This is a genomic window from Pantoea sp. UYEF8, from assembly GCF_040546285.1.
In the GTDB taxonomy this organism is placed as follows: Bacteria; Pseudomonadota; Gammaproteobacteria; order Enterobacterales; family Enterobacteriaceae; genus Pantoea; species Pantoea brenneri.
On record NZ_JBEPNM010000001.1, the window covers coordinates 310,173 to 326,649 of the forward strand.

Genomic DNA, 16,477 nt, shown 5'->3' on the forward strand with positions numbered 1-16,477 from the left:
AAAGCAGGTAATCAGGCAGTAGCGAGCGGCATCGCATTAATCCGCAGGGCTTGCAGAGTGGGTTGCACTAATCCGGATGTCAGCTCCAGGTGTCAGCACTGAAAAATAGCAGCCAAAAAAAAACGACATCCGGAGATGTCGTTTGTCTGGTTCGGTATCGGCTTAGCCGTAGATATTTGCGCGATCGCGCAGTTCTTTGCCTGGCTTGAAGTGGGGAACGTATTTACCTTCCAGATCCACTTTGTCACCCGTTTTAGGGTTACGACCAGTACGCGGAGCGCGATAGTGCAAAGAAAAGCTGCCGAATCCCCGGATTTCGATGCGTTCGCCCTGTGCCAGCGTAGTGGCCATGTGCTCAAGCATCTCTTTTACTGCATCCTCAACGACTTTCGCCGGTATATGAGTATGCTGTCCCGCCAGTCTTTCGATCAGTTCTGACTTGGTCATGTAACCTCCGGTTTATCCCTCTGGGAATGTATGACAGCTTTTACCGAAACCGGGTGGTTGCCCACCCGGTGCTTCAGGTCGATTACTCGCCTTTAGCCGCTTTGAACGCTTCAGCCATGGCGTTAGAGAAGTTACCTTCTTCCTGTTTGGTGTTAACAGTATTGATGGCTTCTTTCTCATCAGCCTGGTCTTTCGCACGGACAGACAGGCTAACAACACGGTTTTTACGATCAACGCCGGTGAATTTAGCTTCAACGTCGTCGCCAACGCTCAGAACCAGAGTGGCATCTTCAATGCGGTCCAGTGAAGCTTCAGAAGCGCGCAGGTAACCCTCAACGCCGTCTGCTAATTCAACTGTAGCACCTTTAGCATCAACAGCAGTTACTTTGCCGTTAACGATAGCGCCTTTCTTGTTCAGCGTGATGTAGTTGTTGAACGGATCTTCTGCCAGTTGTTTAACGCCCAGAGAGATACGCTCACGCTCTGCATCGACCTGCAGTACAACGGCAGCGATTTCGTCGCCTTTTTTGTACTCACGAACGGCTTCTTCGCCAGTCGCGTTCCAGGAGATGTCAGACAGGTGAACCAGACCGTCGATGCCGCCGTCCAGGCCGATGAAGATACCGAAGTCAGTGATTGACTTGATTTTACCTTCAACACGATCGCCTTTGTTGTGCGTCTCAGCGAACTGCTGCCATGGGTTAGATTTACACTGCTTCAGACCCAGGGAGATACGACGACGCTCTTCGTCAATGTCCAGAACCATAACTTCAACCATGTCGCCTACGTTAACAACTTTAGACGGATGGATGTTTTTGTTGGTCCAGTCCATTTCAGACACGTGTACCAGACCTTCAACGCCTTCTTCGATTTCCACGAAGCAGCCGTAATCAGTCAGGTTGGTTACACGACCGGTCAGGCGAGTGCCTTCCGGATAGCGCTTAGCGATAGCCACCCATGGATCTTCGCCCAGCTGTTTCAGGCCGAGGGATACGCGGGTACGCTCGCGGTCGAACTTCAGCACTTTAACAGTGATTTCGTCGCCCACATTGACGATTTCGCTTGGATGCTTAACGCGTTTCCAGGCCATGTCAGTGATGTGCAGCAGGCCGTCAACGCCACCCAGATCCACGAATGCACCGTAGTCAGTGAGGTTCTTAACGATACCTTTGACTTCCATGCCTTCCTGCAGGTTTTCCAGCAGCTGATCGCGCTCTGCGCTGTTTTCGGATTCGATAACCGCACGACGTGAAACCACGACGTTGTTGCGTTTCTGATCCAGCTTGATCACTTTGAATTCAAGCTCTTTGCCTTCCAGGTGCAGCGTATCGCGCACCGGACGAACATCGACCAGTGAACCTGGCAGGAACGCACGGATACCGTTCAGCTCAACTGTGAAGCCACCTTTAACTTTGCCGTTGATAACACCGGTAACAGTTTCAGCGTCTTCGTAAGCTTTCTCCAGCGTGATCCAGGCTTCATGGCGCTTAGCTTTCTCACGGGACAGCAGGGTTTCACCGAAGCCGTCTTCCACTGCATCCAGAGCAACATCAACTTCGTCGCCAACCTGGATTTCCAGTTCGCCGGCTGCGTTCTTGAACTGCTCTGCAGGAATTGCAGATTCAGATTTCAGGCCCGCATCAACCAGAACGACATCTTTGTCGATAGAAACGACGATGCCACGAACGATAGAACCCGGGCGGGTTTCGATTGTTTTTAAGGATTCTTCAAATAGTTGAGCAAAAGATTCAGTCATATTGATAATCTTCAGGATTCTTCAATTTAACGTCCATCTGACTTCATGTCGGATGGGGTTGTTTCACATGCCCAGCACCGGGTCCGTGGTACAGGGTGATAAAATTCAGTTAAGCCGTAATGCCCAGCTTTTCACGGGCATAGTGTAGCGCTTTTTCAATGACTTGATCGATGGACATTTTTGTAGAATCCAGCATCAGGGCATCGTCAGCGGGTACTAAAGGCGCAATTGCGCGATTGCGATCGCGGTCATCACGTTCTTTTATCTCGGCTAAAAGGCGATCAAAGTTAACATTAAAGCCATTATCCTGCAACTGTAGCATACGGCGCTGGGCGCGCTCTTCCGCGCTGGCATCAAGAAAAATTTTGACCGGCGCATCCGGGAAAACCACCGTGCCCATATCGCGACCGTCGGCAATTAAGCCTGGCGCTTCGCGAAAACCGCGCTGACGGCGCAGTAATGCTTCACGGACACGCGGGAAAGCCGCCACGCGGGAGGCGGTGTTGCTGACCTCCTGAGTCCGAATTTCACCGGTAACATCTTCACCTTCGAGGATGACCTGCATTTCGCCATTTTGTGACACAAAGCGCACATCCAGATGTGCCGCAATCGGCACCAGCGCTTCTTCAGATTCGATATCGACCTGATGATGCAACGCCGCCAATGCCAGTACGCGGTAAATCGCACCGGAATCCAGCAGATGCCACTGCAACGCTTCCGCCATCGCTTTGCACAGGGTCCCTTTTCCCGCACCACTTGGCCCATCGATAGTTATGACCGGGGCAGTTACTGTCATTATTCCCTCCTGTTGCTGCGCGCTCTTCGGCCTGTCGGCCATCGGTAATGACTAGCATTATACGCTGCCCAACCCACCTTGGTTACCCTTTCGCACTGACGGTGTTAATAATTCCAGGTAAATCAGAGGATTTCTACCGCGATACGGCCAGATAATATGAGGATTTCCGGTGCGATTTCGCACCGGAGAGAGGCTATCAGGCTGGCTGGCTGATCTTAGCCAGCTGGTCGAAATAGTCAGGGAAGGTTTTTGCCGTACAGCCCGGATCGAGAATGGTGACCGGTGTATCGGAGAGCGCGACTAATGAAAAACACATCGCCATGCGGTGATCGTTATAGGTGCCAATATCCGCATGAATAAGGGTAGCCGGCGGCGTAACACGAATATAATCGTGGCCCTCTTCCACTTCCGCACCCACTTTACGCAACTCGGTAGCCATAGCACTCAGCCGATCGGTCTCTTTCACCCGCCAGTTATAAATGTTACGCAGCTGGGTCGTGCCTTCGGCAAACAGTGCCGTGGTGGCAATGGTCATCGCCGCATCCGGGATATGATTCATGTCCATATCAATGGCGCGTAACGTGCCGGCAGTGCAGGCAATATAGTCATCGCCCCACTCAATCTTCGCGCCCATTTTTTCCAGTACGTCCGCAAAACGGATATCGCCCTGCACGCTCTGGCGGCCAATACCGGTGACCCGCACTGTGCCACCTTTAATCGCAGCCGCAGCGAGGAAATAGGATGCAGAAGAGGCATCGCCTTCAACCAGATAATCGCCTGGCGACTGATACTGCTGCTGTCCTTTAATCAGGAAATGCTGATAGTTCTGGTTTTCAACCTCAACACCAAAGCAACGCATCAGGTGTAGCGTAATGTCGATGTAGGGTTTGGAAACCAACTCACCTTTGATGGTGATGCGGGTATCCTGCTCAGCCAGCGGCGCAGTCATCAATAATGCCGTCAGGAACTGGCTGGAGACGCTGCCATCCACGCTGACGTCTCCGCCGGTAAATCCGCCGCGTAAGCGCAGCGGCGGATAATCCTGATTCTCCAGATACTCGATGCTGGCGCCGCCCTGACGTAATGCATCAACCAGATGGCCGATTGGACGTTCTTTCATCCGCGGCTCGCCGGTCAGTTCGATATCCTGCTGTCCCAGGCAGAGCGCTGCGGCCAGTGGACGCATCGCGGTGCCGGCATTGCCCAGGAAAAGCGACAAAGGCTGTGATGATTGCAGAGGGCCGGCATTCCCCGTAACTTCACATACCCGGCGATCGCTGGAGAGCGTATAGCTTACACCCAGTGCGCTAAGCGCATTGAGCATGTGCTTAACATCATCGCTGTCGAGTAAGTTAGTCAGACGGGTAGTACCTTTAGCGAGGGCAGCCAGCAGTAATGCACGGTTTGACACGCTCTTAGAACCGGGCAGATTTACCGTGCCATGAACGCGGGCGATGGGTTGGAGAGTCAGGGAGTCCTGCATGTGAAACGAAATCCTCAAAAAATACGAAGACCTCGCCATCTGACGAGGTCTGGCATCAGCATCAATGCTGATATGTCATTAATCAGCCGTGACGGCGTTCAAAATCAACCATAAAGTCGGTCAGCGCCTTAACGCCTTCCAGCGGCATGGCATTATAGATAGAAGCACGCATGCCCCCGACTACCCGATGTCCTTTCAGCGCATGCAGTCCCGCCTTGAAAGACTCTTCAAGGAACAATGCATCCAGCGACGCGTCGGCCAGCTGGAAAGGGATATTCATGCGTGAACGGTTGTCAGTCGCCACATCGTTGCGGTAGAAGCCGCTGTGATCAATCACGCCGTACAGCAGGTCAGCTTTGGCCTGATTGATCCGGTCGATTTCTGCCACACCGCCCTTCTCTTTCAGCCATTTGAATACCAGCCCCGAAAGGTACCAGGCGAACGTTGGCGGGGTGTTAAACATCGAATCGTTGTCGGCCAACACTTTATAATCGAGGATTGACGGCACTGACGCCTGCGCCTGACCTAACAGATCTTCGCGCACAATCACCAGCGTTAAGCCTGCAGGCCCGACGTTTTTCTGCGCACCGGCATAGATCACGCCATAGCGGCTGACATCAATCGGGCGGGACAGAATGGTAGAGGAGAAATCTGCGACCACCGTTTTGCTGCCAAAGTCAGGCTGCTCGTCGATCGCAATACCGTCGATAGTTTCATTCGGGCAGAAATGCAGGTAGGCGGATGCATCACTGACGTCCCATTCCCGCATCGGCAGAATCGCGCGTTTACCGTCGCGTGTGGTTTTGACATCCAGGGTGCGCGGGGAGCAATATTTTTGCGCTTCTTTGATGGCGCTGTGCGCCCAGTATCCGCCGTCGGCATAGTCTGCACTGGAAGCGGTGCCGAGCAGGTTGCCAGGCACGGCAGCAAACTGCGCACGTGCCCCACCGTGACAGAATAATACTTTGTAATTAGCCGGTATTTTTAGCAGATCACGGAAGTCCTGCTCCGCCTCTTCAGCAACCTGAATAAACTCTTTGCTGCGGTGACTGATCTCCATTACGGAGGTTCCCAGGCCACGCCAGTTTGTCAGCTCTTGTTCTGCACGACGGAGCACTTCAACCGGCAGCATCGCTGGGCCGGAGCTAAAATTATAAACTTGCGTCATTTCCCCTCACCACTGTCATATCGAACGGTTATGAATAACTTACCGGTTTTATCACTGCATCCTGGCGGCTGCAATCATAAATCGGGTAGCGGTCACATTTTCTGAATCTGTCGCGCCGGAGGTTATGTTACCAATGCAAACCAGCACGAAATTTTGTGAGGCTTCGTCCAGCCTGGCGGTTTACCGTTTGGCCTCACTGGCGAGAAGGTGAAAACTAAGCCGGTAAAATTATCCCGCCTTGATAGCGGATCGTCAGCAAAATCCGTATCATTGCGCGCTTTACGCACCCTATGACAACTGAGAGAGCGGCACTATGACGCAAACATTTATCCCGGGCAAAGATGCCGCGCTGGAAGACTCCATTACCCGTTTCCAGAATAAACTTCAGGACCTTGGCTTTAATATTGAAGAAGCATCGTGGCTGAATCCTGTTCCCCATGTCTGGTCTGTGCATATTCGTGACCGCGATTGCCCGCTCTGCTTCACTAACGGCAAAGGCGCCAGCAAAAAAGCGGCACTGGCCTCCGCGCTGGGTGAATATTTTGAACGCCTCTCAACCAACTATTTCTTCGCCGATTTCTGGTTAGGGAAAAGTATCGCTAACGGCGACTTCGTTCACTATCCCAATGAAAAATGGTTTGCACTGCCAGCTGATGAATCACTGCCAGAGGGCATTCTTGATCCGCGCCTGCGGGCTTTTTATGACCCGGATAATGCGCTGACGGCAGCAGAGTTGATTGATCTGCAGTCCGGCAATGTCGAACGCGGCATCTGCGCGCTGCCTTTCACCCGTCAGTCAGATCAGCAAACCGTCTATATTCCGATGAACATTATCGGCAACCTCTACGTTTCTAATGGTATGTCAGCCGGTAACACTGCCAATGAAGCGCGGGTTCAGGGGCTGTCAGAAGTATTTGAGCGCTACATTAAAAACCGCATCATTGCCGAAGCGATTAGCCTGCCGGCGATCCCGGATGCCGTCATGCAGCGTTATCCCGATGTGGTTGAAGCGATTGCGCGGCTGGAAGCAGAAGGGTTCCCAATCTTTGCTTATGATGCCTCGCTGGGCGGCAAATATCCGGTCATCTGCGTCGTGCTGTTCAATCCGGCAAATGGCACCTGTTTCGCCTCGTTCGGTGCTCATCCTGATTTTGGTGTGGCGCTTGAGCGTACTGTTACCGAATTATTACAGGGCCGCAGCCTCAAAGATCTGGACGTGTTCACGCCGCCGACCTTTGATGATGAGGAAGTGGCGGAACACGCCAATCTCGAAACGCACTTTATTGACTCGAGCGGTCTGATCTCCTGGGATCTGTTCAAAGAGACCGCGGACTATCCGTTTGTCGACTGGTCGTTTGCCGGCACCACTGAGCAGGAATTTGCCACGCTGATGGCGATCTTCGCCGCTGAAGATCAGGAAGTTTATATTGCTGATTACGAGCATCTGGGCGTGTACGCCTGCCGCATTATCGTGCCTGGCATGTCGGACATCTATCCGGCGGAAGATCTGCTGCTGGCGAATAACAGCATGGGCGCAGGTATGCGTGAAACCTTACTGGCCCTGCCTGACAGCAACTGGAATCCTGAAGAGTATCTGGATCTGATTGGTCAGCTTGATGATGAAGGCTTTGATGACTTCACCCGCGTGCGCGAACTGCTGGGCCTGGCAACCGGTAAAGACAACGGCTGGTACACGCTGCGCATTGGCGAATTAAAAGCGATGCTGGCGATGGCGGGCGGCGATCTTGAGCAGGCGCTGATCTGGACCGAATGGACAATGGAGTTCAACAGCTCAATCTTTACCCCTGAACGTGCTAACTACTATCGTTGCCTGCAAACCTTGCTGTTACTGGCAATGGAAGATGAGCGTGATCCCCTGCAATATCATCATGCATTTGTACGTATGTATGGCCCAGAGGCGATGGAAGCCGCTTCAGCAGCCATCAGTGGTGAGAGTCCGTTCTACGGGCTTCAGACTGTTGATGAGGAACTGAAAGCATTCCCGGCTCATCAGTCACTGCTTGCGGCCTATGAAAAACTGCAAGCGGCCAAACGTCGTTACTGGCAAAGTGCGTAATTACCCGCGAATGAACGGTAAATGACGCCAACGCCCTGTTATCAGGCTGGCCTGACAGCAGGGCGTTATTTTTTCATGAAACATTAGCTGCATTAAAATTATTTTCTGCCAGAACACTTCATAATATTTAACATATCAATCCACAATGAATAACATGCGCCGCGCGTTGAAGCAGCGCAGCCCTTTCACATTAAAATAAATTTGTATTTTTAAAATTTATTTATTTTTTATTATTCAAACGCTTATTTAAAATAATTCCCTTTAAGCTGGCTCATATCGTCTGTCGCTCCGGCAAACATGATCCAAATCAATTACTGACCTATACTCCTTTGTTAGTATTTTTTCAGACAACTTATGGAGTAAGTTAGTGTGAAAGCTGACAACCCTTTTAATCTGTTACTACCGGCCGAGATGGCCAAAGTTGCTGAAGATGCAGGTATATACAAAGCAACTAAACATCCTTTTACCACCTTCTTTCTGGCGATAAACGCCGGCGTATTTATCTCCATTGCCTTTGTTTTTTATATCACAGCAACCACCGGTACCGCTGCAATGCCATATGGCATCGCCAAACTGATCGGTGGCATCTGTTTCTCTCTGGGTTTAATGCTGGTAGTGGTGTGTGGTGCCGACCTCTTTACCTCTACCGTTTTGATTGTGGTGGCCAAAGCCAGCGGACGCATCAGCTGGCCTCAACTGGCCCGCAACTGGATAAACGTCTATCTCGGTAACCTGGCAGGCGCGCTCTTCTTCGTCGGACTGATGTGGTTTGCCGGCGAGTACATGGTGGCGAATGGTGCCTGGGGACTAAACGTCCTGCAAACCGCTGACCACAAAATGCATCACACGTTTATTGAAGCGATGTGTCTGGGTATCCTGGCGAATTTGCTGGTCTGCCTGGCCGTCTGGATGAGTTATTCAGGCCGGACTCTCACCGATAAGCTGGTAGTGATGATCTTTCCTGTAGGGATGTTTGTCGCCAGTGGCTTTGAGCACAGCATTGCCAATATGTTTCTCATCCCTTTTGCCATTGTGATTCGCGACTTCGCAAGCCCTGAGTTCTGGCAGGCTACCGGCGCTACCGCTGCACAGTTCCAGTCGCTCACAGTCAGCAACTTTATTTTTGACAACCTGATTCCCGTCACCCTCGGCAATATTATCGGCGGCGGTGTACTGGTCGGGTTGACCTACTGGATCATCTATCTCCGTAACGGTGACCAGTCACATTAAACGCATTTTTGACGGCGCAATATGTTCACTGCGCCCGACCGTAAAGTCTCCTCATATAAGGCAGGTATATTATGACCGAACTTAATGCAAAACTGGCTTCAGCCTGGGAAGGATTTGCTGAAGGTGAATGGCAGAATAGCGTCAATGTGCGCGACTTCATCCAGAAAAACTACACTCCGTATGAAGGTGATGAGTCTTTCCTGGCGGGTCCGACCGAAGCGACCACCAAATTATGGGAAAGCGTACTTGAAGGCATTAAAATTGAGAACCGCACCCACGCACCGGTAGATTTCGATACTGACCTGGCGTCAACCATTACCTCGCATGACGCGGGCTACATCATTAAGCCGCTGGAAAAAATCGTTGGTCTGCAGACCGAAGCCCCATTAAAACGCGCCATCATTCCTTATGGCGGCATCAAAATGGTCGAAGGCTCATGCAAAGTTTATGGCCGCGAACTCGACCCATCGCTGAAAAAAATCTTCACTGAATACCGTAAAACGCATAACCAGGGTGTCTTCGACGTTTATACCCCGGATATTCTGCGCTGCCGTAAATCAGGTATCCTGACCGGTCTGCCTGATGCTTACGGCCGTGGCCGCATCATTGGTGACTACCGTCGTGTCGCTTTATACGGTATCGACTATCTGATGGCGGACAAATTCGCACAGTTCGCCTCTTTACAGAGCGACCTGGAAAATGGCGTTAATCTTGAAGCCACTATCCGTCTGCGTGAAGAGATTTCTGATCAGCATCGTGCTTTGGGCCAGATTAAAGAGATGGCAGCCAAATATGGCCATGACATCTCAGGTCCGGCAACCAACGCTATGGAAGCGGTACAGTGGACTTACTACGGCTATCTGGCCGCAGTTAAATCGCAGAACGGCGCCGCGATGTCGTTTGGTCGTGTCTCTACCTTCCTGGATATCTACATCGAACGTGACCTGAAAGCCGGTAAACTAACCGAAGAACAGGCACAGGAGCTGATTGACCATCTGGTAATGAAACTGCGTATGGTCCGTTTCCTGCGCACGCCGGAATATGACGAACTGTTCTCTGGTGATCCAATCTGGGCAACCGAATCACTGGCCGGTATGGGCGTTGATGGCCGTACACTGGTATCGAAAAGCACCTTCCGCTTCCTGAATACCCTTTACACCATGGGTCCTTCACCAGAGCCGAACATGACCATTCTGTGGTCTGAAAAACTGCCTATTAATTTCAAAAAATATGCAGCTAAAGTCTCCATCGATACCTCATCATTGCAGTATGAAAATGATGACCTGATGCGTCCTGACTTCGATAATGATGACTACGCCATCGCCTGCTGCGTCAGCCCGATGATCGTCGGCAAACAAATGCAGTTCTTCGGTGCGCGTGCCAACCTGGCGAAAACCTTGCTGTACGCAATCAACGGCGGCGTTGATGAAAAAATGAAAATGCAGGTTGGACCGAAAGAAGACAAAATTACCGATGACGTGCTGGATTTCGACACCGTTATGGCGCGTATGGACCACTTCATGGACTGGCTGGCTAAACAGTATGTGACGTCGCTGAACATCATCCATTACATGCATGATAAGTACAGCTACGAAGCCGCACTGATGGCGCTGCATGACCGTGATGTTTATCGCACTATGGCCTGTGGTATTGCCGGTCTGTCAGTGGCAGCGGATTCACTGTCAGCCATTAAATATGCCAAAGTGAAACCAGTACGTGATGAAGATGGCCTGGCAATCGACTTTGATATTGAAGGCGAATATCCGCAGTTTGGTAACAACGACCCGCGCGTCGATGACCTGGCCTGCGATCTGGTTGAGCGCTTTATGAAGAAAATTCAGCAGCTCAACACTTACCGCCATGCCGTACCGACACAGTCTGTCCTGACCATTACTTCTAACGTGGTTTACGGTAAGAAAACCGGTAACACCCCAGATGGACGTCGTGCTGGCGCGCCATTCGGTCCAGGTGCGAACCCAATGCACGGCCGCGATCAGAAAGGTGCGGTAGCGTCACTAACCTCCGTCGCTAAACTGCCGTTTGCCTACGCCAAAGATGGTATTTCTTATACCTTCTCGATTGTACCAAACGCGCTGGGTAAAGATGATAACGTGCGTAAAGCCAACCTTGCCGGTCTGATGGATGGTTACTTCCATCATGAAGCCAGCATCGAAGGCGGTCAGCATCTTAACGTCAACGTGATGAACCGTGAAATGCTGCTGGACGCCATGGAGCATCCAGAGAAGTATCCACAGCTGACCATCCGTGTTTCCGGTTACGCTGTACGCTTCAACTCCCTGACTAAAGAACAGCAGCAGGACGTGATTACCCGTACGTTTACGCAGTCACTGTAAACACCGCGCTGTACTGAATATAAAAGGCTCCGCAGGGAGCCTTTTATTCAAAAGTCTGTTCTGATGGTGATCTCATTTACGGTCACGATCAGAATCGATTTCCTGCCCTGAGCGCAACAGAGATTGCGCCGTCTGTCCCGGCAGACTCACTGGAGAAAACATCGCAATGTCAGTCAACGGTCGTATCCATTCATTCGAATCCTGCGGAACCGTCGATGGTCCCGGTATCCGTTTCATTACCTTCTTCCAGGGCTGCCTGATGCGCTGTCTCTACTGTCACAACCGTGACACCTGGGACACCCACGGCGGGAAAGAGATCAGCGTCGAGGCGTTGATGGCGGATGTACTCTCTTATCGTCATTTTATGAACGCCTCAGGCGGCGGCGTCACGGCGTCGGGCGGTGAGGCAATTCTTCAGGCTGAATTCGTGCGCGACTGGTTCCGCGCCTGTAAAGCTGAAGGCATTCACACCTGTCTTGATACCAACGGCTTTGTCCGCCGCTACGATCCGGTTATCGATGAGTTGCTTGAGGTGACCGATTTAGTAATGCTCGATCTCAAACAGATGAATGATGAAATTCACCAGATTCTGGTTGGCGTATCGAATCACCGCACGCTGGAATTTGCCCGCTATCTACAGAAAAAAGGTAAACGGACCTGGATTCGATTTGTGGTCGTGCCTGGCTATTCTGACGACGACGATAGCGTGCACCGGCTGGGTGAATTCACCCGCGATATGGAAAACGTTGAAAAGATTGAGCTGTTGCCCTACCACGAACTGGGCAAGCATAAATGGATTGCGATGGGTGAAGAATACAAGCTGGATGGAGTCAAACCGCCAACCAAAGAGACGATGGAGCGAGTTAAAAATATTCTCGCCAGCTATGGCCACGAAGTGATGTACTGATTAGCCAGATAACAATAAAAAGGGAGCCCGTGGCTCCCTTTTTCATACCCTGCCCTCAGGCATGCGCCACCGGCGTGGCATGATGATTCGCTTTACGCAGCAGCATCACCAGATAGATCAGTGCCACTGCTGCAATCATCACAAACAGCAGCCGGTCAGAGTAATTTTGCATCAGCATTGAGGTCATTCCCGGCCCCACCAGACTGCCAACGGTGTAGCTCATCAACAGCGCCTGATTCATCGCCACCAGTTCATGGTGCGCTACCGTTTCACAGGCCCATGACATCGCCACCGGATAGAGTGTAAAACCCGCCAGCCCCAGCACGAACAGTGCCGGCGCCATCGCGGCGTTAGTCAACATGGCCATCGCGCCCAGAATCACTACAAACACCTGGACCCGTAATACCAGCATGCGGCCAAAGCGGTCAGCCAGCCGGCCAATCGGCCACTGACCGACGATACCTGCGCTCACCAGCAATGCCATCCAGTAACCGACGTTGGCATCGCTCATACCCTGATGCGACAGGTAGAGCGGCATCAGGCCGTAAAGCGAACCCAGAACGATGCCTGAGATGATGCAGCCGTTGATGCCCAAGCGCGAACTGCGACGACGCAGCATTGGCCAGATGCGTCCTGGGGCCGCTTCAGCCGGTTCACTGCTGGCGGAAACACGGGTGAAGACCAGCGGCAATACCGCACAAAACACCAGGCTGGTTACCCACGGGATCACACTTAACAATTCTGTCGACAGCTTACTGACCAGCAGTTGTCCGGCCACGGTGCCGAGATAGTAGACAATCATATAGGCAGCCAGTAGCTGGCCGCGATTGCGCACCGTGCCGCTGCACAGCAACGCGCTCTCCACTACCACCCACATCAGCGCACAGCCGACGCCAGCGATAAATCGCAGCGAACTCCACGCCCAGAAGCCTTCCATCATCGCCAGGCAGATCGTCGCCACGGCAAACAGGCCGGTGGCGAGATAGTAGCTGCGGTTGAATCCGTACTGTCTGATTAACCAGCCAGCCAGCACTGTGCCAGCAAGATTGCCGGTGTAATAGGATGAACTGACGATACCCACTTGCCATGTGGTCAGTAAGTCATGGGTCAGCCACAGCGGAACCAGCGTATTAAGTACGGCGATTGAGACGGTCATTAACAGCAGGCCGCAAAGCAGCAATATCACGGGACGTGACCAGGTTGACATAGGGGGCAGGAACCAAAGCGAATGAAGGAAATTGCGCGCAGTTTGCCATTGGCTTTTTTAAAGTCAATGGGGACAAATTTGTTGCAGCACATTTTGCTGTATCACAATTTAATTTACTAATCATCAGTGGGTTACAAACAGACTAAGCGGCAGAACCACAAATGCTATCTCTATGAAAAACAGCATTTTTAAGCCGTTCAGCTGCTCTGATATCGATAACGTTTATTTGTGATAAGTTCCTAAGACGAACTAACCCTGCGCAGAGATAACAGACATAAAAAAACCCGGCCGAAGCCGGGTATGCTATTCAGTGCGGGCTTAGCCGATAATCTCAACGCCGTTCATGTAAGGACGTAAAACCTCAGGCACCACGATGCGGCCATCCTGCTGCTGATAGTTTTCCAGCACCGCCACCAGCGTACGACCCACTGCCAGACCTGAGCCATTCAGGGTATGAACCAGACGCGGTTTCTTATCCTGCTTGCTGCGGCAGCGCGCTTGCATACGGCGCGCCTGGAAATCGCCCATGTTGGAGCATGAGGAGATCTCACGATAGGTATTTTGAGCCGGTAACCAGACTTCCAGATCGTAGGTTTTAGTCGAGCCAAAGCCCATATCGCCGGTACAGAGTAAAACCTTACGATAAGGCAGGTCCAGCAGCTGCAGAACTTTCTCGGCGTGGCCGACCAGCTCTTCCAGCGCATCCATTGACTGTTCCGGCGTTACGATCTGCACCATCTCGACTTTATCGAACTGATGCATACGGATCAGGCCGCGAGTGTCACGGCCATAAGAACCGGCTTCAGAACGGAAGCACGGAGTATGCGCAGTCAGCTTAACCGGCAGGCTCTCCTCTTCAAGAATCTCGTCACGCGCCAGGTTGGTCAACGGGACTTCCGCCGTTGGGATCAGCGCATAGTGGCTGCTGTCTGATTCCTCTTCCAGCGGACGGGTATGGAACAGATCTTCACCGAACTTCGGCAACTGACCGGTACCGTACAGCGTTTCATGGTTGACCAGGTAAGGCACGTAGGTTTCGAGATAACCGTGCTGCTCAGTGTGCAGGTCGATCATGAACTGACTCAGGGCGCGATGCAGACGCGCGATCTGGCCCTGCATCACCACAAAGCGTGAACCGGTCAGCTTCACGGCGGCCGCAAAATCAAGCCCTTTCGCCGCTTCACCCAGCTCAACGTGATCTTTTACCTCGAAGTCGAACTGGCGCGGTTCGCCCCAGCGGCTGACTTCCTGGTTTTCGCTGTCATCTTTACCCAGTGGCACTTCATCTGCCGGAATATTTGGCAGCGCCAGCGCGAAGTCACGAATTTGATTCTGCAGTTCATCCAGTTCTGCTTTAGCGGCATCCAGGCGTTCGCCCAGCGCATTCACTTCCTGACGCAGTGGCTCGATGTCTTCCCCACGGGCTTTGGCCTGGCCGATGGATTTGGATCGGGCATTGCGCTCCGCCTGCAGGTTTTCTGTTTCGACCTGCAAGACTTTACGACGCTCTTCAAGCGTACGCAGCGTTTCCACATCCAGTTTAAATCCCCGGCGTGCCAGTTTTTCTGCGACTGCGTCTGGCTCGTTACGCAGCAGATTGGGATCGAGCATGCTTATCCTGTGTATTTAAAAGTTGATTGAAAGAAGGGACGCATTCCAGCGGAATGCGTTGAAAACCTTGACCACATTACCGTAACGTCTGTTTCAGCGGTAGCGTTTTGTCGGGCTATTTTGATCCTGCTCAGCCAGCCAGCTTAGCTTTTCGCCAATCTTACCTTCGAGCCCGCGCTGAGTAGGGACATAATAACGCGCCTGCGCCATTTCAGGCGGAAAGTAGACTTCGCCAGCCGCGTAGGCGTTCGCCTCGTCATGGGCATAACGGTACTCTTTGCCTAAGCCCATCTCTTTCATCAGCTTGGTCGGGGCATTACGCAGATGTTCCGGCACGTCATAATCAGGGTGGTCACGTGCATCGCGCATTGCCGCTTTAAAGGCGGTATAGACTGCGTTGCTTTTCGGTGCGCAGGCCAGATAGACGATTGCCTGGGCAATGGCACGCTCCCCTTCCGCCGGGCCAACGCGGGTAAAACAGTCCCAGGCCGCAATCGCCACCTGCATGCCGCGCGGATCGGCATTGCCGACATCTTCAGAAGCAATCGCCAGCAGACGCCGTGCCACGTACAACGGATCGCCGCCCGCGGTGATAATGCGTGCGTACCAGTAAAGCGCAGCATCCGGCGCAGAGCCGCGTACCGATTTATGCAGCGCCGAGATCAGATCGTAAAAGCGGTCGCCTTTGTTATCGAAACGTGCCGATCGTTCGCCCGAGACTTCATTCAGCAGTTGCGGTGTCAGTTCACGCTGGCCCGACGCGTTGGTTTCGGCCATGTCGGCCATCATCTCCAGCGTATTCAGCGCCCGTCGGGCATCGCCATTGACCAGTTCAGCGATCATCCGGCGGGTATTCTCTGGCAGCACAATGTCGCTGTCGCCGTAGCCACGCACTTTATCCTGCATCGCCTGATCCAGCACCTGTTCGATATCGTCGTGGGTCAGCGATTTCAGCAGATAGACTCTGGCTCGCGACAGCAACGCCGAGTTCAGCTCAAACGAGGGGTTCTCAGTCGTGGCACCGATAAAGGTGATGGTGCCATCTTCGATGTGCGGTAAAAACGCATCCTGCTGGCTTTTGTTGAAGCGATGAACTTCATCGACGAACAGAATGGTACGTCGCCCGACCTGTTTGCTCTGACGGGCGCGCTCAATGGCTTCACGAATCTCTTTAACGCCGGAGGTTACCGCAGAAATACGCTCCACATCGGCGTTGCCATAGTGCGCGATAATTTCAGCCAGCGTGGTCTTACCGGTCCCGGGTGGCCCCCACAGAATCATTGAGTGCAGATGGCCTGCTTCAATGGCGCGCGGCAATGGCTTTCCGACACCCAGCAGATGCTGCTGACCAATGTACTGTTTCAACGTTTCTGGCCGCATACGCGCGGCCAGAGGTTTGAAATTTTCAGTGGAAAAATCCAGGGACAGGTTACTCACTGTG

General features: G+C 52.5%; 12 protein-coding genes. 4 read left to right on the forward strand and 8 right to left on the reverse strand.

Annotated elements, in window-relative coordinates:
• Positions 1 to 162: 162 nt before the first annotated feature.
• The 5 genes from ihfB to serC all read right to left on the reverse strand — a co-directional run bounded on the left by ihfB (position 163) and on the right by serC (position 5,650).
• Positions 163 to 447 carry an integration host factor subunit beta gene (gene ihfB / locus ABIB18_RS01570; protein WP_003849360.1) on the reverse strand — a complete coding sequence of 95 codons (285 nt, stop codon included), beginning with the start codon at positions 445 to 447 and terminating at the stop codon, positions 163 to 165.
• Positions 448 to 529: 82 nt separating this feature from the next.
• Positions 530 to 2,203, reverse strand: a complete 1,674-nt coding sequence (gene rpsA, locus ABIB18_RS01575; RefSeq protein WP_354473554.1) for a 30S ribosomal protein S1 — start codon at positions 2,201 to 2,203, stop codon at positions 530 to 532.
• A 109-nt stretch (positions 2,204 to 2,312) separates the two neighbouring features.
• Entirely contained in the window at positions 2,313 to 2,999 is a 687-nt protein-coding gene (gene cmk / locus ABIB18_RS01580) for a (d)CMP kinase (RefSeq protein WP_031376640.1), read from the reverse strand.
• A gap of 196 nt (positions 3,000 to 3,195) precedes the next feature.
• Positions 3,196 to 4,482: a 3-phosphoshikimate 1-carboxyvinyltransferase gene (aroA, locus tag ABIB18_RS01585; RefSeq protein ID WP_354473555.1), complete on the reverse strand. Its 1,287-nt coding sequence runs from the start codon at positions 4,480 to 4,482 to the stop codon at positions 3,196 to 3,198.
• A gap of 82 nt (positions 4,483 to 4,564) precedes the next feature.
• Positions 4,565 to 5,650: a 3-phosphoserine/phosphohydroxythreonine transaminase gene (gene serC / locus ABIB18_RS01590; protein ID WP_031376642.1), complete on the reverse strand. Its 1,086-nt coding sequence runs from the start codon at positions 5,648 to 5,650 to the stop codon at positions 4,565 to 4,567.
• A 313-nt stretch (positions 5,651 to 5,963) separates the two neighbouring features.
• Between serC and ycaO the strand changes: the two genes are divergently transcribed.
• The 4 genes from ycaO (at position 5,964) to pflA (ending at position 12,218) form a co-directional block, all read left to right on the forward strand.
• The gene (ycaO, locus tag ABIB18_RS01595) at positions 5,964 to 7,727 is read left to right on the forward strand and encodes a 30S ribosomal protein S12 methylthiotransferase accessory factor YcaO (protein ID WP_354473556.1); all 1,764 of its coding nucleotides are present in this window, start codon (positions 5,964 to 5,966) and stop codon (positions 7,725 to 7,727) included.
• Between the two features lie 369 nt (positions 7,728 to 8,096).
• Positions 8,097 to 8,957 (forward strand): formate transporter FocA, encoded by an 861-nt coding sequence (gene focA / locus ABIB18_RS01600; protein ID WP_031376644.1) that lies wholly within the window; start codon positions 8,097 to 8,099, stop codon positions 8,955 to 8,957.
• A gap of 71 nt (positions 8,958 to 9,028) precedes the next feature.
• Positions 9,029 to 11,311, forward strand: coding sequence for a formate C-acetyltransferase (gene pflB / locus ABIB18_RS01605; RefSeq protein WP_031376645.1), 2,283 nt, complete (start codon positions 9,029 to 9,031; stop codon positions 11,309 to 11,311).
• A 166-nt stretch (positions 11,312 to 11,477) separates the two neighbouring features.
• Entirely contained in the window at positions 11,478 to 12,218 is a 741-nt protein-coding gene (gene pflA / locus ABIB18_RS01610; RefSeq protein ID WP_031376646.1) for a pyruvate formate lyase 1-activating protein, read from the forward strand.
• Positions 12,219 to 12,273: 55 nt separating this feature from the next.
• On the opposite strand, the gene ABIB18_RS01615 is transcribed toward pflA, so the two are convergent.
• From ABIB18_RS01615 to ABIB18_RS01625, 3 genes are all read right to left on the reverse strand, one after another.
• Entirely contained in the window at positions 12,274 to 13,425 is a 1,152-nt protein-coding gene (locus tag ABIB18_RS01615) for an MFS transporter (RefSeq protein WP_031376647.1), read from the reverse strand.
• Positions 13,426 to 13,743: 318 nt separating this feature from the next.
• A complete protein-coding gene (serS, locus tag ABIB18_RS01620; protein WP_031376648.1) occupies positions 13,744 to 15,036 on the reverse strand; it encodes a serine--tRNA ligase in 1,293 nt (430 codons plus the stop codon).
• Between the two features lie 93 nt (positions 15,037 to 15,129).
• Positions 15,130 to 16,473 (reverse strand): replication-associated recombination protein A, encoded by a 1,344-nt coding sequence (locus tag ABIB18_RS01625; protein WP_089561097.1) that lies wholly within the window; start codon positions 16,471 to 16,473, stop codon positions 15,130 to 15,132.
• Between the last annotated feature and the right edge of the window lie 4 nt (positions 16,474 to 16,477).